This window comes from Haloarcula sediminis (assembly GCF_035656455.1).
Taxonomy (GTDB): Archaea; Halobacteriota; Halobacteria; order Halobacteriales; family Haloarculaceae; genus Haloarcula; species Haloarcula sediminis.
Genome location: NZ_JAYMGA010000015.1, coordinates 27,182 through 42,756, shown reverse-complemented (window position 1 = coordinate 42,756; position 15,575 = coordinate 27,182). Strand labels below are relative to the sequence as shown.

General features: G+C 52.7%; 11 protein-coding genes and 1 pseudogene. 10 read left to right on the top strand and 2 right to left on the bottom strand.

Annotation, left to right across the window (positions count from 1 at the left end; all coding sequences use genetic code 11):
* The 5 genes and pseudogenes from VJ162_RS17995 to VJ162_RS17975 all read left to right on the top strand — a co-directional run.
* A pseudogene (locus tag VJ162_RS17995) lies at positions 1–506 on the top strand (hypothetical protein); the annotation flags it as partial.
* Between the two features lie 230 nt (positions 507–736).
* Positions 737–2,221, top strand: a complete 1,485-nt coding sequence (locus VJ162_RS17990) for an ATPase domain-containing protein (RefSeq protein ID WP_324666188.1) — start codon at positions 737–739, stop codon at positions 2,219–2,221.
* A 311-nt stretch (positions 2,222–2,532) separates the two neighbouring features.
* Positions 2,533–5,574: a PAS domain S-box protein gene (locus tag VJ162_RS17985; RefSeq protein ID WP_324666187.1), complete on the top strand. Its 3,042-nt coding sequence runs from the start codon at positions 2,533–2,535 to the stop codon at positions 5,572–5,574.
* Positions 5,575–5,928: 354 nt separating this feature from the next.
* Positions 5,929–6,624 (top strand): hypothetical protein, encoded by a 696-nt coding sequence (locus VJ162_RS17980; RefSeq protein ID WP_324666186.1) that lies wholly within the window; start codon positions 5,929–5,931, stop codon positions 6,622–6,624.
* Between the two features lie 1,384 nt (positions 6,625–8,008).
* Complete coding sequence (locus tag VJ162_RS17975) at positions 8,009–8,227, top strand: hypothetical protein (RefSeq protein WP_324666185.1); 219 nt, start codon at positions 8,009–8,011, stop codon at positions 8,225–8,227.
* A 459-nt stretch (positions 8,228–8,686) separates the two neighbouring features.
* On the opposite strand, the gene VJ162_RS17970 is transcribed toward VJ162_RS17975, so the two are convergent.
* Entirely contained in the window at positions 8,687–9,043 is a 357-nt protein-coding gene (locus VJ162_RS17970; protein ID WP_324666184.1) for a DUF7718 family protein, read from the bottom strand.
* Positions 9,044–9,372: 329 nt separating this feature from the next.
* Between VJ162_RS17970 and VJ162_RS17965 the strand changes: the two genes are divergently transcribed.
* The 5 genes from VJ162_RS17965 (at position 9,373) to VJ162_RS17945 (ending at position 13,753) form a co-directional block, all read left to right on the top strand.
* Positions 9,373–9,759 (top strand): HVO_A0114 family putative DNA-binding protein, encoded by a 387-nt coding sequence (locus tag VJ162_RS17965; RefSeq protein WP_324666183.1) that lies wholly within the window; start codon positions 9,373–9,375, stop codon positions 9,757–9,759.
* A gap of 160 nt (positions 9,760–9,919) precedes the next feature.
* Entirely contained in the window at positions 9,920–10,210 is a 291-nt protein-coding gene (locus VJ162_RS17960; protein WP_324666182.1) for a transposase, read from the top strand.
* Entirely contained in the window at positions 10,210–10,899 is a 690-nt protein-coding gene (locus VJ162_RS17955; protein WP_324666181.1) for a hypothetical protein, read from the top strand. The genes VJ162_RS17960 and VJ162_RS17955 overlap by 1 nt, the downstream gene beginning before the upstream one ends.
* Positions 10,900–11,632: 733 nt before the next feature.
* On the top strand, positions 11,633–12,802 hold the full coding sequence (locus VJ162_RS17950; protein ID WP_324666180.1) for an AI-2E family transporter: 1,170 nt from the start codon (positions 11,633–11,635) through the stop codon (positions 12,800–12,802).
* Between the two features lie 216 nt (positions 12,803–13,018).
* Entirely contained in the window at positions 13,019–13,753 is a 735-nt protein-coding gene (locus tag VJ162_RS17945) for a CBS domain-containing protein (RefSeq protein ID WP_324666179.1), read from the top strand.
* 305 nt (positions 13,754–14,058) lie between these two features.
* Here VJ162_RS17945 and VJ162_RS17940 read toward each other — a convergent pair whose 3' ends face one another.
* Positions 14,059–15,528: a transposase gene (locus tag VJ162_RS17940; RefSeq protein WP_324666189.1), complete on the bottom strand. Its 1,470-nt coding sequence runs from the start codon at positions 15,526–15,528 to the stop codon at positions 14,059–14,061.
* Positions 15,529–15,575 lie beyond the last annotated feature (47 nt).

The window sequence follows — 15,575 nt, the reverse complement described above, 5'->3', positions numbered from 1 at the left end:
CCTACCTGCACGCCGATGACCCCGATGCGCTCCCGCTGGGCGAGGACGTGCTTGACGGCCTCCAGTTCGGGGGCAAACGGAACTACGGCTACGGCATCACGCGGCTGAAGGACACGCAGATTGTCGACCTCGACAACCTGGACTACTCCCGGATCGAGGACGGGGATGCCTTCCTCGTGGAGGTGACGACGCCGTTCGTTTTGGAGTCGGAGTACCCCAAGGCCGCCGACCAGGACGTCCCGTGGTGGTGGAAGGAGAGCCGTCGGGATCTCCGTGAGCGAGAGGAGAAAATCCTTGAGCAACGGGAGGTCTACAAGCTCCAGACGGTGGACCACGGGCAGGTCGTGAAGTACGAGGGCGACCGTCCGGTGGAGACCGCAAAGAGTGGTATCCTTCGGGTCGGTAGTCACTCGAAGTACGGCTTCGGAGAGCTTCGAGTGAAGCCGGTCGAGCCTCGATCAGACCTGTGTAAGAAATCAGAGAAGAACGGCGAAACAACGGAGTGAGAAATCCGAACGATGACAGCCGAATCGGCGACTAAACATCACGCGGTTCCGTGAATAAAGAAATCGTATTCACAACAACTGTTATAGTAGACCTTGCTAACCAAGCCACACTGCTTCCCATAGGAAGTCGTTAAAACGGAAAATGGCTGGCATTGATAAACTGTCGGTGTGTAAAAGAGTAACACAGACACTGTCTGTTCGGGATTTCGTTGCCGATACACAAATTCACCATGTCTCTCGATAACACAGAAATCTCGCAGATAAGTACTGGTGTTGATGCTCTTGATGAGCTACTACGAGGAGGATTTATCCAGAATCGGATGTACCTGGTCACCGGGGAGCCAGGGACCGCAAAAACAACACTCGCCATGCACTTCCTCCACGAAGGACTTGCCAACGACGAAACAGTCCTCTATATCCATGGGGAAGAATCCGCCGAGGAACTCAAAACCAATGCCGCCCAGTTCGGCATCGATATAGGCGCTGTGGAGTTTCTCGATCTCGGCCCCGATTCGGACTTTTTCACCGAAGATTCATCCTATGACCTCGTCGATTCCGCTGACATCGACCAAGAACGCTACACGGAGGTGATTCACGAGGCAATCGAAGAAATCGATCCCGAACGAGTCGTCATCGACCCAATTACCCAACTCCGCTATCTCGAATCCTCGGACTATCATTACCGCAAGCGGCTCCTTTCGTTTATCCGGTTCCTCAAAAAGCGAGGCGTCACAATTCTCGCTACGGCCAGCTTAAACACGAATCAAAAAGCTTCCGCAGATATCCGCTCGCTGAGTGATGGCGTCGTCACACTGTCCCGTGTCGCCGATGGGCGGCGCATTGAGGTAGTGAAAAATCGGGGCGTCGGCCAGATTGAAGGCGATCACGGGGCTGAAATCCGCTCTAGCGGACTCGAAGTGTACCCCCATGTTCAATTGGAACCGTCCGACCGTGAATTCGATCCGACCCCAATCAGATCTGGTATCCCCGAACTCGACGAGATGGTCGGCGGTGGGTTCGAACGCGGCACAGTGACCTTCATCACCGGTCCAACTGGTGTCGGGAAAACTACGCTTGCGACATTATATCTCGTCCAAGCGCCACGACAGTTGGGCAAGTCGGTGATCTATCTCTTCGAGGAACGGATCGAAACGTTCGAACACCGATGTCTATCTCTCGGAATCCCAATTGACGAATTGCGCGACGAGGGACTCCTCTCAATCCACGTGATTGAACCGGGGACGCTCTCCGCCGAAGAGTTCGCCCACAAGGTGCGATATGAGGTTGAGGAAAAAGATGCAGAGACGGTTATGGTTGATGGTGTGAGCGGCTACAGCTCGGTGATCAAGGGCCACAAAGACGGTCTTCATCAGGATCTCCAGTCGCTAACTCGCTATCTTGTCAACAGGGAAGTGACCGTCTTCATCACCGACGCAACGCACCAAGTAACAGGCCTCTCATCCGCCACCAGCCACGAGATCAGTCAAATCGCAGATAATCTCACATTCATCAGTTACGTGGAAATTCAGAGTTCGCTTCGAAAGGTTGTCGGCGTACTTAAAAAACGAACTGGTGGGTTCGAATCCAGCTTTCGTGAATTCGAAATCACCGCAAACGGTGTCCAAATCGGTGAGCCTTTGACGGAATACAGCGGGATCATTCACGGTTCACCACGGGCCGGCGGACCACCACAAAGAAACCACAAGTCAGAATAATGACGCAAACACGGACACCCCCCAGCGAACCGAGCGAAACATCTGAGACGGTTCAATTACTCGTCGCCGATGCTGGAAACCGGTCAGCAATCAGTAGAATGCTGGACGACCGATTTGATGTGAAAACGGGTCAGACTGTCACGGACGCTGATCTATATCTCATCGAAGATCACCTTTTCCCCGAGTATCGAGCAGTGTTACGCGAGCGGATCGAGCAAGAAGACCCGGCATTCTGTCCAGTCGTTCTGATTCAACGCGAGAGTACGAATCTAACGCAGAGAAACAAGGACTCGTCTGCCCACGAGGGAGGTGTGCCCTACGACGAGGTGGTGGACGCCCCGATCAATCCACCCCAGTTGAGACGGCGCTTACACTCCTTACTTGTCCGCCGTCGGCAGTCTCAGGAGTTGATGCAGCAGGTCTCGGCATTGGAGGAGCGTGAGCAACGGCTCCGCCGTTTCGAGCAGGGTGTCGAATCGACTAGAAATGGGATCATTATGACCGGCCCTGCCGGCACAATTCAGTACGTGAACCCAGCTCTCGAATCGATTGCCGGATATACTGAAGATGAAGTCCTCGGAGAGTCCCCACAGATGCTCTTGCCCGAAGGGGCTGGAGATGTCTTCGACGATGAGTTCTGGCAAACGTTGGCGGACCAGACGGAATGGGAGGAAGACATCATTATTGCACGCAAAAATTCTCACCGGCGAGTCGTCAATGCAACGACTACCGCTCTCCGCAATGCAGAAGAAGAAACTGATGGATTCGTCATCGTACTCAGTGACATCACCGAGCGAATTCAGCGAGAACAAGACTTGGAAGACAGAGAAGCAGAACTCAATCTGCTTCGCCAAATTTTGACGCGATATCTCCGCCACAATCTGCAAAATAACCTCACCGTCATCCAAGCCAGAGCAGAGTTGCTGAAAGAAGACGAGTCGCTGTCACCAGAGCAGATCGAGTGGGCAGAGACGATCATCGAGAACGCAGAAGATCTCATCAAGATGAGCGATACCGCTCGGACCTACAGTTCACTACTCGGAAGAGGTGCCGAGTTGTCAACGTTTGACCTCTCGAAAATCATAACAGAGGGGGTTCAAGCAGTCCGACAAGACCATTCTGACGTTAGGTTCGAACTCGATGTTCCCGACTCGTGTGACATTCGTGCCCGAGAAGGGATTCAACGTGCGTTCGAGGAACTGATCGACAATGCTGCACGACATAATGATATGACGGAAGCGTGGGTGCGTATTCAGGTACAAGATCGTGACGGTGTACGACTAGTAATTGAGGATAACGGGCCGGGAATACCCAATCTGGAAATAGAGTCTTTGGACAGTAGGGCCGAAACACCGCTCACACACAGTCAGGGTGTCGGATTATGGCTCAGTAAATGGCTGATCGAGGGAGTCGAGGGAGAGCTATCCATCGATATAACGGACACAGGGACACGCGTTACCGTTGATTTTCCGTCCCTTGCCACAATCGGTTCGACTGGGCAAGAAATCACCACGCTGAAAGAGCGTGAACAGCGCTTACAGACGATCAAAGATCGGATGACCGATGCGGTAATCGAGGTCAGTGCCGATTTTACTGTCACTCAGCTCGACGAACGAGCTGAACGCATTCTCGACAAAGAGGCGGATACTGTATTGGGTCACCGTTTGTGGGATGTGTTTCCGGCTCTTACAGACACACAATTCGAACCGGTCATCCGAAACGCTATGGAATTCCGCTCATCAACGAGTGTTGAAGGGTATTTGGAAGAGATAGACACCGGTCTGGAATTTGCCATATATCCTGAGTTTGACGGAGGGCTCACGATTTACACCCGGGACATAACAGAGCGCAAGGAACAAGAGAAAGTACTTACACGCAATACCCGCGCAATAGACAAAGCACCCATCGGAATCACGATTACCGATCCGAGCCAGGAAGACAATCCCATCATCTACGCGAATGACCGATTCCAAGGACTGACTGGCTACTCGGACACGGAGAGTCTCGGCCGGAACTGTCGCTTTCTCCAGGGCGAAGCCACCGATCCCGAACCGGTTGCGAGGATGCGAGAGGCAGTTGACAACGAAGACAGCGTCTCCGTTGACCTCCGGAACTACCGGAAAGACGGCACGGAGTTCTGGAGCCAAGTGTCGATTGCACCCGTCCGTGACGAGGATGGGTCAGTCGTCAACTACGTTGGCTTCCAGCACGATATATCCGACCAACGACGACGCAATCGGGTCCTCCGCGAGATGTATGATATTGTTTCGGATCGACATCAGTCATTTGAGGATAAAGTACAGGCGCTCCTGGAACTCGGTCGAGGTGCACTCAACGCGGAGTACGGGACGCTATCAGAGATCCGTGGTGAGGAGTACTTATTCGAGTTCGTTGCGACGGACGATGACAGCATCCAGTCTGGAGATGTAGTCCCAGTATCAGTCACGAACTGTGAACTCGTCGCCAGTTCCGAAGAAACCCTCGTGGCCGGTGATATCGAACGCGATGCCCCGGAGCAGACTGACAGGGATGGCTTCACCGAGTGGGGAATCGCGTGTTATCTCGGAGCCCCAGTGTTTACCGGGGACGAGGTCTATGGGACATTCTGTTTCTACGGCACGGAGGCTCGATCCGATCAGTTCTCCGGGTGGCAAGTCACGCTGGTAGATCTTATGAGTCGCTGGGTGAGCTATGAAATTCAGCACCGAGAGGCGAACGAACAACTGCAACAGACGAACGAACGATTAGAGCAATTCGCGTCGGTCGTCTCTCACGACCTGCGGAATCCCCTTAATGTTGCTGATGGTCACTTAGAACTGGCGGACAAAGAGTATGATAGTGACCACCATGATGCAATCGGTCGAGCACTTGGTCGAATGGAAGTGCTAATCACTGATTTGCTGGCGCTTGCTCGGGAGGACAAAAGTACGACCGAGAAAACCGCTATCAGGATTACAACGCTGACGGAGAACTGTTGGGATAATGTCGATACCGGGAATGCCAGCATCGTCACCGATATAGAGCGGACAATTCGAGCCGATGAGGGGCGACTGAGCCAGGTATTCGAGAATCTCATTCGCAACGCTGTCGAGCACGGAGGTGACAGCGTGACGGTCCAAGTCGGCGAACTGGACGACGGCTTTTACCTCGAGGACGACGGCCCCGGTATTCCTATGGACGAACGTGACGATGTGTTCGACGCGGGCTACTCGACAAGCGACAAGGGGACCGGCTTCGGGCTGAGCATCGTCAAGCGGGTCATCGATGCTCATGATTGGGAAATCAACCTAACTGAACGTTCCGGGGGTGGTGCGCGGTTCGAAATTATCGGCGTTGAGTTCGCTGCTGAATAGCTGTTCTGGGGTGAGTAATCCGCTCACTCGAAACTGGAGGGAGTCCCATAAGCAATACGCGCGGTCTATTCAGCACTCGCCATTCTACCGAGCTTCGAACAAGTCAATTCGACAACTGCTGAATTTAGAGCGTGAAGTCAGCACACATAGTTCTGTCTCAATCAGCGTTAGACTCACATTCAAAACAACCTAAGTTCGATTATAGCTTGGTGTGTCAGGCCAAACGCAGATGCCGATGAAACCCTGATAGAAGTTGTGTCTCTACGGATTCCAGATTCACTCTCCGATTTCATTGACGAGGTAGAATCCTCCTCGAAGACACTCTTATGGCTTAATCGAAACGAACCGGAGCCGATGGCAAATCTTCTCTCTCGGGTATTCGAGAACCAGTCAGTCACAGTAGCAGAACGCCACATACCAGAGGGCGCTGACAATCTCATTTGTTTGATTGAGAACGGCGAAGTGATCGCTACCTCACCCTTCTGGCCGCTTGCACAGAGTTTTTTAATGGTTAATTCTGATCGCTACCGGACGGGAACCCAACAGTCAAATATTGGTAACTTTCCGGATGTACTGACTGGTCTTGACGAGGTCGAGTTCACCGTTTGTGGCTTTCCACAGTCAAATAAAGAAAAGCTATTATCGGTGCTGATCTCCCGATTCATTGAGTACCGGGCACTTGAATCCGAAGCAGGAACGTTTCACGCAACCTTCCAGCGTTTGTCTCGGCTTGACGATGAATATGGGACAAAACAAATCTATGAGTGGCTCGGCGAGAGTGATGTTGAAACACATGTCTATGGCATTCGAGATGATCCAACTGCCGTCAAAGATATCGATGTCACTATCCACAACGGGTCCTCTTTAGCGTACCACCGCTCGTGGGTTGTTTTGTTTCAACCGCCAGCTGAGAGGTGTACTGAGAGAGATTGTGATGGGCCAGTCGCGTTAGTTGCCGTCGAAATTGATGACAACGTTTGGCGCGGATTGTGGACATACGATGCTGACCGGGTTAGTCGTCTCAAGTCGCATTTGACCCACGTATTCTAATGAATGGCTCTCTGGCGGGGCTTTGTTCACTCCATCGGTGATAGATACGCGCCCTCTCTTGCACACCACATCCCAACCCATCCAGAATGTGTCAGCAACCGCTCTGCAAGACTCAAAAGGGGGCGTTCAGCATGATATCCTCATTACTTTCATGCGGAGGTCAACGAATCAATTGTTCAGCATACGTGCTTATTGGCCAGGCTGATTTGAAAATCGTCTACACTCTTGATTCCGTAAGTCAAGATGGTGAGTTGGGTACGTAGAGCGATGTTGTCTGAAGCGTGCCAATCCTTCGTCTAACCGGCTAAAGGTCTGGTCTAAGTCACATTCTGAACAGGTGAGCCTGTAAGTGATACTGAATATTGAGTGCCCATAGTGATATGTCCTGTCTATGATGTGCCATGGCCAAAATATATTGACCGGTTTGACTATCTCGCTCTGACCGACTCTTTGTGTAAAATAAACTGTACTTTATCTTGCAGATCTCATTCGATCTTTCCAAAAGCTATCAGAATCCGCGTGCCACAGGCAGAGGATGTATGCAGCAGACTCACTCTCCTCGGAGAATTCTCAACCGGCTAGGTGACTGTCTTTCAGAGCAATCAACTGATGTGTACTCTAGATAGTGAGCGCCTCCAACAGTTGTTAGCACTCCATCAGTAACGGGCTGACTGATAGAAAGTGCTGAGCGTGAAATCTGTACAATAACTTTTTTCAGGCGGTTGCGAATGGGACGAGACTGTAGCTCGTCTGCATTTCTGCAAGCATCCAGTACATTACTCCGCTGCCGATCATTACCAGTACAAGTAGGCCATTGAGGTAGAGTCTTTCTCTGACACTAATCATAATATATAATTGTTTTGTATACAGATAATGTTACCGCATCTCTAATATGCAAATTTTGGCATACTGAGTGCAAGATGCCCGCTATTCATCCCTCACGATTTATACCAATCTATTTCTAAGTAGTCAGAAATGTCATACGAAATATTCCCGATTAGTTAATTGATATTTCTAAGGCATTAAAATACCTGAATCCAAAACTTGGCAGACCAACGCTTCTATTAGGTAATTAGAAAGCAGGTATTAGCTATATGGAATCGAAGAGTTCAACTCCAACCCACAGCGGAGCAGTATCTGATGAGACGGTGGTTCAGGTGCGAATATGGCAAATCATTCGTAGTGACAGTTACAGATTTGCAGTGACTATCACAAACCTACTTGTTAAGATTCATCAGCTGAGTCCGATATTCTGTCTCCGTACTGAATACACAAAGTTTTCGTTGGAAAAAGGATGATTTTGTGCTTATATTGTGAGTGGCAAAAAACCTGAGCATGGTAAGCCAGCCCACAGCCCTATATGTCTATCTGATGGGATGTTTGTATGGATAAGCAGAAAAATATTCTGTCTAAGACAGACGAATTAGAGATCCTAGAATCGGAACTCATTCATTCAAATCTGCGGAAGCTTGAAGAGATGGACTCAATCTCATGGAATCAGACGACGAATGAACTTAGTAAAGGACCCCAATGGGATGAAATCGCACCGATCCTTACACTGATGTATGATAACCAAGATGAACTCCCCGATAGGTGGTTCTGAGTCATATCGGATGACGAGCCTCTCTTGTACTAATTGGCCAATTCAGCACAGTAGTTGAAACACACACAGCAAGTTTTGTTATATATCTGCTCTGTACTGACCATTCGCCCGCCGGCAAGCGGGAGATGACTCTGTGCGAGATATGCGCGTTCCATCTTGCACGACAACTACTGACATTATCACACATCCGATAACTGTTTAACCAGATTGTCCAAGAGCCAGTGGGACGTTTCGGCGTCTTTCTCTTACGATTAGTTCAGTAACCGTTACTCAGGGCATCAATTCTGTCAACCACACACCGGATTTCGAGTGAAAACGGGGAATCCGTTACGACTTATTAGACAAGTCGTTACTGTACCGGGATTTACAGACAACGACTTTCTGGAAGGACACCCTGTCAGGTTTCAACCCCTCTCTTGGAGGCCCAGACTCGGTCCCGACTTATTCGGACGCTAAGGACTACTCGTTGTGGTAGATGTGACGGTCGGCGAAGTCCCGCCAGTTCTGTAGGAGGTAGTCCCGCATCCGATAGAAGGCGTAGTCGTCATCGAGCCATACCTTCTTCTCCTCATCGCTGTCTGGGGGAAGATACTCCTTGTCGAGATGTGGCTGGCCGTGACACGTATCCATCCTCACGATTTCGTCTTTTTCGTCAAGTGGTGACTTGGCTTCCTGGACGAGGGACCACCCGTAGTTCTCGGCATCTTTTTCGGGGTCGTAGTCCTCGTAACCGTCGGGGTCTGGTTCGACATACCCGACGAGAAAATAGTTGTCCCCTCGATAGTTTTCGAGGTCGATATTGTCAAAAGTTTCCATCGACCATCACCTGTGCTCCTGTTGTCACCGTGTTCGTCAACATAGTGGATCTCCCGAGAAGCCACTGCTCGCGCGCACCCGTCGTACCAGTACAGCACCCGCTCTGATGCTGGTGATTTCACGGTGTAGAACCCCGCTACTCAGATAGTAGTCGGGTAGAACGCCGGCCGGCGTAGCAGAGATGCTCTCATTATACATAACGAGTGCTGGCTACTTAAAGTTTTCGACAGTACGATTAGAAACAAGATATCGGCTGAAAAGCCCAAAAACAGCACTATCGAAACACTCTTGACCGTTGCAGTTCTAACAACGGTCAGGGAGTAATGAATATGTCTGAGTTTGAAGACCCACCAGCTTCGGTACCCGATCCGAACGACTTCGAGAGCGACGAAGCAGATGTTGATGATCGCTTGGAACGTCGCGCTGCGTTCTCGGAGACGCTCACACAACATGGATACCCGGACACGCTTGTCCTCGCCCGGGAGCGCGCTGAGGACATCTTCCACGATCGCCGCCTTGATCTGCTCGATTACTTGAAAGACAACGAACCCGGCTCGGTCCGGGCCCTTGCCGAGGAGTTGGGGTACGACAAAGGTGTTGTCAGCCGCGATCTTCAGAAACTCGCCCGCATTGATGTCATTGAGTATGTCGAAGACGGTCGCTCGAAAGCACCGCGGCTCAAGCACCAGCATGTCGCCATCGAACCGATCGTCTGAGCCGGAATCTGGAGCCCCATCTTTCTACCCTTTACCCTCGTCTCACGCGGTTAAGAGTGGCACTTCACCGAGATTCCTCTTTTGGTGCAACTTTCTTGGACCTCGCGGACTGCCCGAAACACTCTAGGAACAGTAGCTAGTCATCCTGACACGAGCAGGGATGACTGACCGCACTGAACCGGCTGCCACGAACCAAATTCGGCGTGAAATCGCCTCGACGCTCCGGCTGGACGAGTTCGACGCCGAGGCTTATCAGGGCCGCTCCTATCTTCGGGCTGCCCTCGAGGCTGGCTTCGACGTGGCCGACCTCGCGAGGGCCCACGACGTGTCGAAGAAAACCATCTACCGGGCCATCGACCAGTACGACCTCACACAGGAGCAGCCGCCGCGGAACGGCACTGCTCGATGGCTCTGGAACGCACCCCCGGATGCGGTTCCGGGGGATGACTGATGAGCACGACCGACACCGCTGTCCCTGACGACCCGGACGGCGCCGTCGACGGCGAGCTCGTCCAGACCATCGAGGCCGTCGACGAAGGCGACTTTCTCGTGATCAACGGCGACTCTCGGACCTGGGAGGTGACCGATGTCGTCGACCGGCCCATCGAGGACCCAGCTGACGACCGCCAGTCTAAGCTCGTCCTCCGCCTGGTCAGTCGGTACGCTACCTTCGGGCTGGAACTCGTCGAGTATCCCGATTGCCACGAGGCAACTGTCCACGTCCTGGAGACCAATGACTGCTTCGAGGCCGACCAGACATACGCCGTCGACGATGTCCAGGTGCTGGACCAGCAGGTCCCGTGGGTGGTCGTCGGGAACGGGTCGACGTATCACTTCCCGGACCCACACGCGGCCGCCTACGGCGAAGCCGCACCCGCCTGTGGGGTCGGCGATGGGGACGACAGCTTCCGGATTACCCGCATCAACACAGTCTATCCCGCCTACTCCGGGTGTCGGGACTGTCTGCGCCACGCCAAGCCTGTCGAACTACAGCCGGTCCACTGCCCGAAGTGCGAGAAAGCGATCTGCCACGGGCTCTTCCAGGAGGTCGAGTTCGCTGCCGTCGACGGCCTCTCGATCACGTGTCCGCGGGACTGGTGTGACTTCGACGGTGTCGTCGAGCTCACCGTCGAGCGCTGACCCTGGGGGCATGGTGTCCGACGTGGGGGTACGCTGGATAAACTGTATCTGGCTATATGGTATCTATAATGCTGGCGCTGCGAATACCACCGAATTCGTGCACGAGAGCAGCCTCACTCGGAGAAAATCGCTCCAGAACACTGGTCGGTTCGACAGTCACGACCGCTCCTCAGCGGTGGTGAGGAGCGGTCGGAGAGGGAAGACGAAGCAAATCAGCCGATGCAGACAGTGATGCCTCTCACGAGGAGAAGCACGAAGTGGATTTCACAGCAATGCGCTCACCTCCCGGCGAAGGAATGCACGAAACCGCGGGGCCGTCACCCGCGGTTTCGTGCGAAACTCCACGACATTGATCAATGTCTGGACCAGAAAGTCAACCAGCAGCTACAGATCGTACAGCAGTACCGCGAATCCGAAGTGAAACAGACGAATCGAGAAGTTCGTTGAGGTCGTCCACGGTGCGAAAATCATCATTTCTGAGAAGGGGAATATTCCGTCAAGAATTGTCGAGAAATAACCTTGGCAGATCCAGATCGTCTGTGAATAGATCGCCCGTATTCACACCAACTGATATTGGTTTGGATATCAGTTGAGTCACTGTGGGAGTGACGTGCTGGTCGTCTTTTCAGATAGCCCCTTTGGTTACTTTTCCTCTTCAATTGTCGGTTAACGAGCGAAAGTCAGCACTCCAATATCAACATACCTTTTCCATACCGTTGTAATCATTAGCTGAATGAATTACGACGCAAGACTACGACGACGAATTCTCTTCGGAATAGGAGGGGTAGGATTGCTAATTGCTGTCGTTTTTGTTTTAATTCAGCTTCAGGCGACACTCGTGTTCACGGTCTTTCTCTACTATGCAAGCCGCCCAATTTATCGAAAGCTCGATAACTTCTCGCTTCCACCGCGACTCCAAGGCCGTTACCTTCCATATCGCCGTCAAGTGCTTGCAGTGACTACGATTACTGTTTTCCTACTGCCATTTATCTTTTTGCTCACCTATACCCTTGTGCTAGTGGTACCCGAGATTCAGCGCTTCGTCGGCGGGAACGGTCCCGGTGCAGCATATCTCTCTGCACTGCAGTCGGCACAAGGGAGTGGACTTCCGGCCCCACTTGTAGGGTTAGAGATCAGTGACATACTAGCAATGAGCGTTGAGGAGGTTGCAGCGATTCTCAACAATCCCGCAGTTCAAACATGGGCAGAACGAATGGTGACTACGCTGATTGATTCAGTAGGCCTCATCGCAAACGCAGCACTCCATGGATTCATTCTTCTGGCCGGAACGTATTATTTACTCACCGATGGTTCGCGGCTCGTAGGCTGGTTCCTCGACAATTTTGATGAATCAGGTGTTGTCGAGTCATACGCAGTAGCTGTTGATAATGAACTGTCTTCTATTCTCTTCGGTAACATCCTGAACGCATTTGTGACGGGAATTATTGGGATTCTTGTCTTTTCTGGATATAATCTCGTTGCACCCGGAGCAGTAAGAGTTCCATTTGCGCCCTTAGTCGGCGCACTCACAGGAGCAGGAAGTTTAATTCCAGTTGTGGGGATGAAAATCGTGTATCTCCCCGTCGGAGCGATTCTCGCGGTTGCAGCCGTCGCCAGTGGTCAACCAAGCGCGTTTGGCTTCGTGATTCTGTTTCTGCTTTTAGCGTTCGTAGTCGTCGATACGATTCCTGACTTCCTGATTCGCCCGTATGTGAGCGGCAACCGGACGCATGTTGGCCTACTGATGTTTGCGTATATACTCGGACCGATCGCATTCGGCTTCTACGGTATTTTTCTTGGCCCAATACTGCTTGTCCTCCTCGCAGAGTTCTTTAGAACTATTGCACCGTACGTGCTCACTGGCAGACAGCCACACCAACAATCAGATCTCTCGGACTACTGAATAACGTGGGTTATCCGTGTTCGGTTAACACTCTCAGTAGTATTCTGTGTGGTTCAAGATTGCCTGAGTCGGGCGTACGCGGTGAGACCGACCATGTTCAAGCCGTACAAAACCGTCGATTCGAGGTTAACCGAACACCAGTGAACGTGGACACAGCGGTCAATTGGATACGGACGGAAACGCATAGTTAGCTACGGGCCAACATTCTGAGCATCCATGTACACAATCGCTGACCTGCCCATCGAAAACACCCTCCAGACCGTCGAATACGATCTCGGGCTCGAATCGGCACTCCGTCAGATGTTCGAGAACAGCTACACACAGATCGGTGTCGAACGTGACGGCGAACTCGTCGGGATTGTCACCTACAGGTCCGTGGTCCGGACCCTCCTTGCATTCCAGCGGCTAGAGGTCGGGCACAAAACGCTCGATAAAATCTCTGTCGGGGCCGCAGTTGAAGATGCACACACCATCAGCGAGGACGAGAACCTTCTGGCCGTATTCGATGCACTCGCAGAGTACACGTACATCGCAGTGGATCGAGATGACGAGTGGCGCATCTTGACTGACTACGATCTCCTCACGCGGCTGAAACAGATGCTTGAACCGTTTCTGTTGATCGAGTCGATCGAAATGCAGTTGCGTGATATTTTTGCGCGAGTGTTCGGGGACTCGCTGTCGGAGCAGTTGGCTGAAACGTTCGACGAGGACCACCCACTGCCAACACCGGCGTCAATCGAGCATTGCAGTTACGCACACTACGCACAGTTCATCTCGATTCACTGGGAGGAATTCGAATCGCTCTTCGATGATCAACAGGACGTGATTCGCGAGCTAGTGCTTGAAATCGGGGATATGCGAAATCAGCTCTTCCACTTTCGAGTCGACGACCCAGAAGCATTTGACCGAGATTTGCTTCGCTTCGGTCAGTCGTACTTTTCCTCAGTGTGACTTCTGAGTTCGTGCGCGAGGTGTCCTGAGTATCAGACGGCTTGACGGCAAATTGAGCAATTGGCCTGGGCCCTATGCATTGAGAGAGCCAGTCTCAACTACTGCTTCCAAAGTGAATGTTGAGACTAAAGTGGGTTTAGCGGGCCTGTGATGCGCGAATTTGACTGATTCGGTCAGCGGAAACTGCTCCAGATCACTCTCCAAGCGGCCATTCTTGTCAACCCGCCCAATCTTATGGGCAGATTTTTCAGACGTCCAATAGTGTAGCCACTCAGAAGGCGCGCTAACCCAGATAGAGTGTCTCTCTACCCGATTCCAGTTTCCTTCTTCAGCAGCGTCAGCGTGTTGTCCGCTGTAATCACCGGTGAGTGCTCATACTCGCCAGTCAACTCAACCTGCACGAGCAGATCGATCGCTCGCCAGATCGAGTACAGGAGACACGCAAACGCGAAGTAGAAGAACCGTAACCCGAAGTCCTTCGATGTGGTGGCAGCCATGAACCGTTTGATTGACCTGTACCCACTCTCGATCTCCCAGCGATAGCCATACTCCGTGAGGTGTCCGCTCCCCCGATTCGTCATAAATACCGAGTACTGCCGGTGGTCGTCGTGCTCTGAGTCCTCCTTCCGACGGTAGATCAGCGTCGTCTCGTGCCATTCGTTCTTGCCGAGGTGGAGCTTCCGGTCGGTCTCGTAGCGGTCCTGATTCCGTTGGAACAACCGCTTGGCCTGGGCTTTCTCGCTGGTCTGCATCCGCTTGGGAACGACGTAGGAGTGCCCGCGCTGGCTGATCATCTCCAGGACGTGCTGACTATCGAACTCCCGGTCCATCAGCACGTTATCGACGTGAACGAGGTCCTCAGCCGAATCGAGCAAGTCCTCGACGATTTCTAGTCGTGTCTCTCCCTTTCGGACGGGGCGCGCGTCCAGCACAATCGGGACGGCATTCCCGATCAACTGCACCGTCGCCCACTGGTAGGCGTACTCGTCGGTCTTCTCTTTCGTCCCGATGATTTCGTCTTGGTGGCCCGTTCTGTCGCCCGTAAAGGGGTCAGCTTCGGTAATGTCGATCGCGACGATTCCGGCTCGAAAGAACTGCTCTGTCTCGGCAACTTCGTTTAGGAGACGAGTGATGGCCTGCCGGTACATCTCTCGCACTTGGTCAATCGAGAGGTCCCGGATCTGTTCCCGATGGGCGTGCCCCAGCGGGGTCCGATCCCGAGTCGATTCGTAGAGGAAACTACGAGCACCTTCGTTCGCAGCCAGCCGCTCGCGAAGTCCGAGATATGTCTGCAGGCCCCAGTAGGCGTTCTCGTGGATCTCACAGCCCTCGCCACGGTCCAGCGAGAACGCCGGAAAGACGACACGGCTGACGTGATCGCTGATCTTCGCTGCTTCTTCCAAAACAGTCTGTTCGTCCGGATCGGTCGGCCCAGACTCGTCGTTATGGTACTGGAGCTTCCGTTCCGGATCTCGAGGAACCGAAACACCGGCGTTCTGTGCGTTGGCGAGGAGCGTCCGAGCCGTTCTCTCGACTGTCTCACGGAGATCGGCGCTGAAGCGCTTGTTCCAACTGCGCCAGAGTGTTGACTGGTCGGGAACGGAGTCAAACCCGAGCGAGCGACGGGTTTCTGAGTGCTGCTGGAGATACTCGGCGAGTGCCGTCAGTGAACTCCGCTCGTATAATGGGGTTGAGTCGTATGCTGGCCAGTCGACGTGTGGACGCTGAGCAATTTGTCGAAAGACGTCACGGCGAGAGGAATCACTTGTGACCACTAGATCACCCTGTCTCTGACTCGTGTACGGACTTGTCTCCATCGGAA

Coding starts and splice junctions, on each gene's coding strand:
- VJ162_RS17965 (WP_324666183.1), top strand. CDS start 9,373: ATGTCTGAGTTTGAAGACCCACCAGCTTCGGTACCCGATCCGAACGAC.
- VJ162_RS17990 (WP_324666188.1), top strand. CDS start 737: ATGTCTCTCGATAACACAGAAATCTCGCAGATAAGTACTGGTGTTGAT.
- VJ162_RS17975 (WP_324666185.1), top strand. CDS start 8,009: ATGGATAAGCAGAAAAATATTCTGTCTAAGACAGACGAATTAGAGATC.
- VJ162_RS17970 (WP_324666184.1), bottom strand. CDS start 9,043: ATGGAAACTTTTGACAATATCGACCTCGAAAACTATCGAGGGGACAAC.
- VJ162_RS17955 (WP_324666181.1), top strand. CDS start 10,210: ATGAGCACGACCGACACCGCTGTCCCTGACGACCCGGACGGCGCCGTC.
- VJ162_RS17960 (WP_324666182.1), top strand. CDS start 9,920: ATGACTGACCGCACTGAACCGGCTGCCACGAACCAAATTCGGCGTGAA.
- VJ162_RS17950 (WP_324666180.1), top strand. CDS start 11,633: ATGAATTACGACGCAAGACTACGACGACGAATTCTCTTCGGAATAGGA.
- VJ162_RS17980 (WP_324666186.1), top strand. CDS start 5,929: ATGGCAAATCTTCTCTCTCGGGTATTCGAGAACCAGTCAGTCACAGTA.
- VJ162_RS17945 (WP_324666179.1), top strand. CDS start 13,019: ATGTACACAATCGCTGACCTGCCCATCGAAAACACCCTCCAGACCGTC.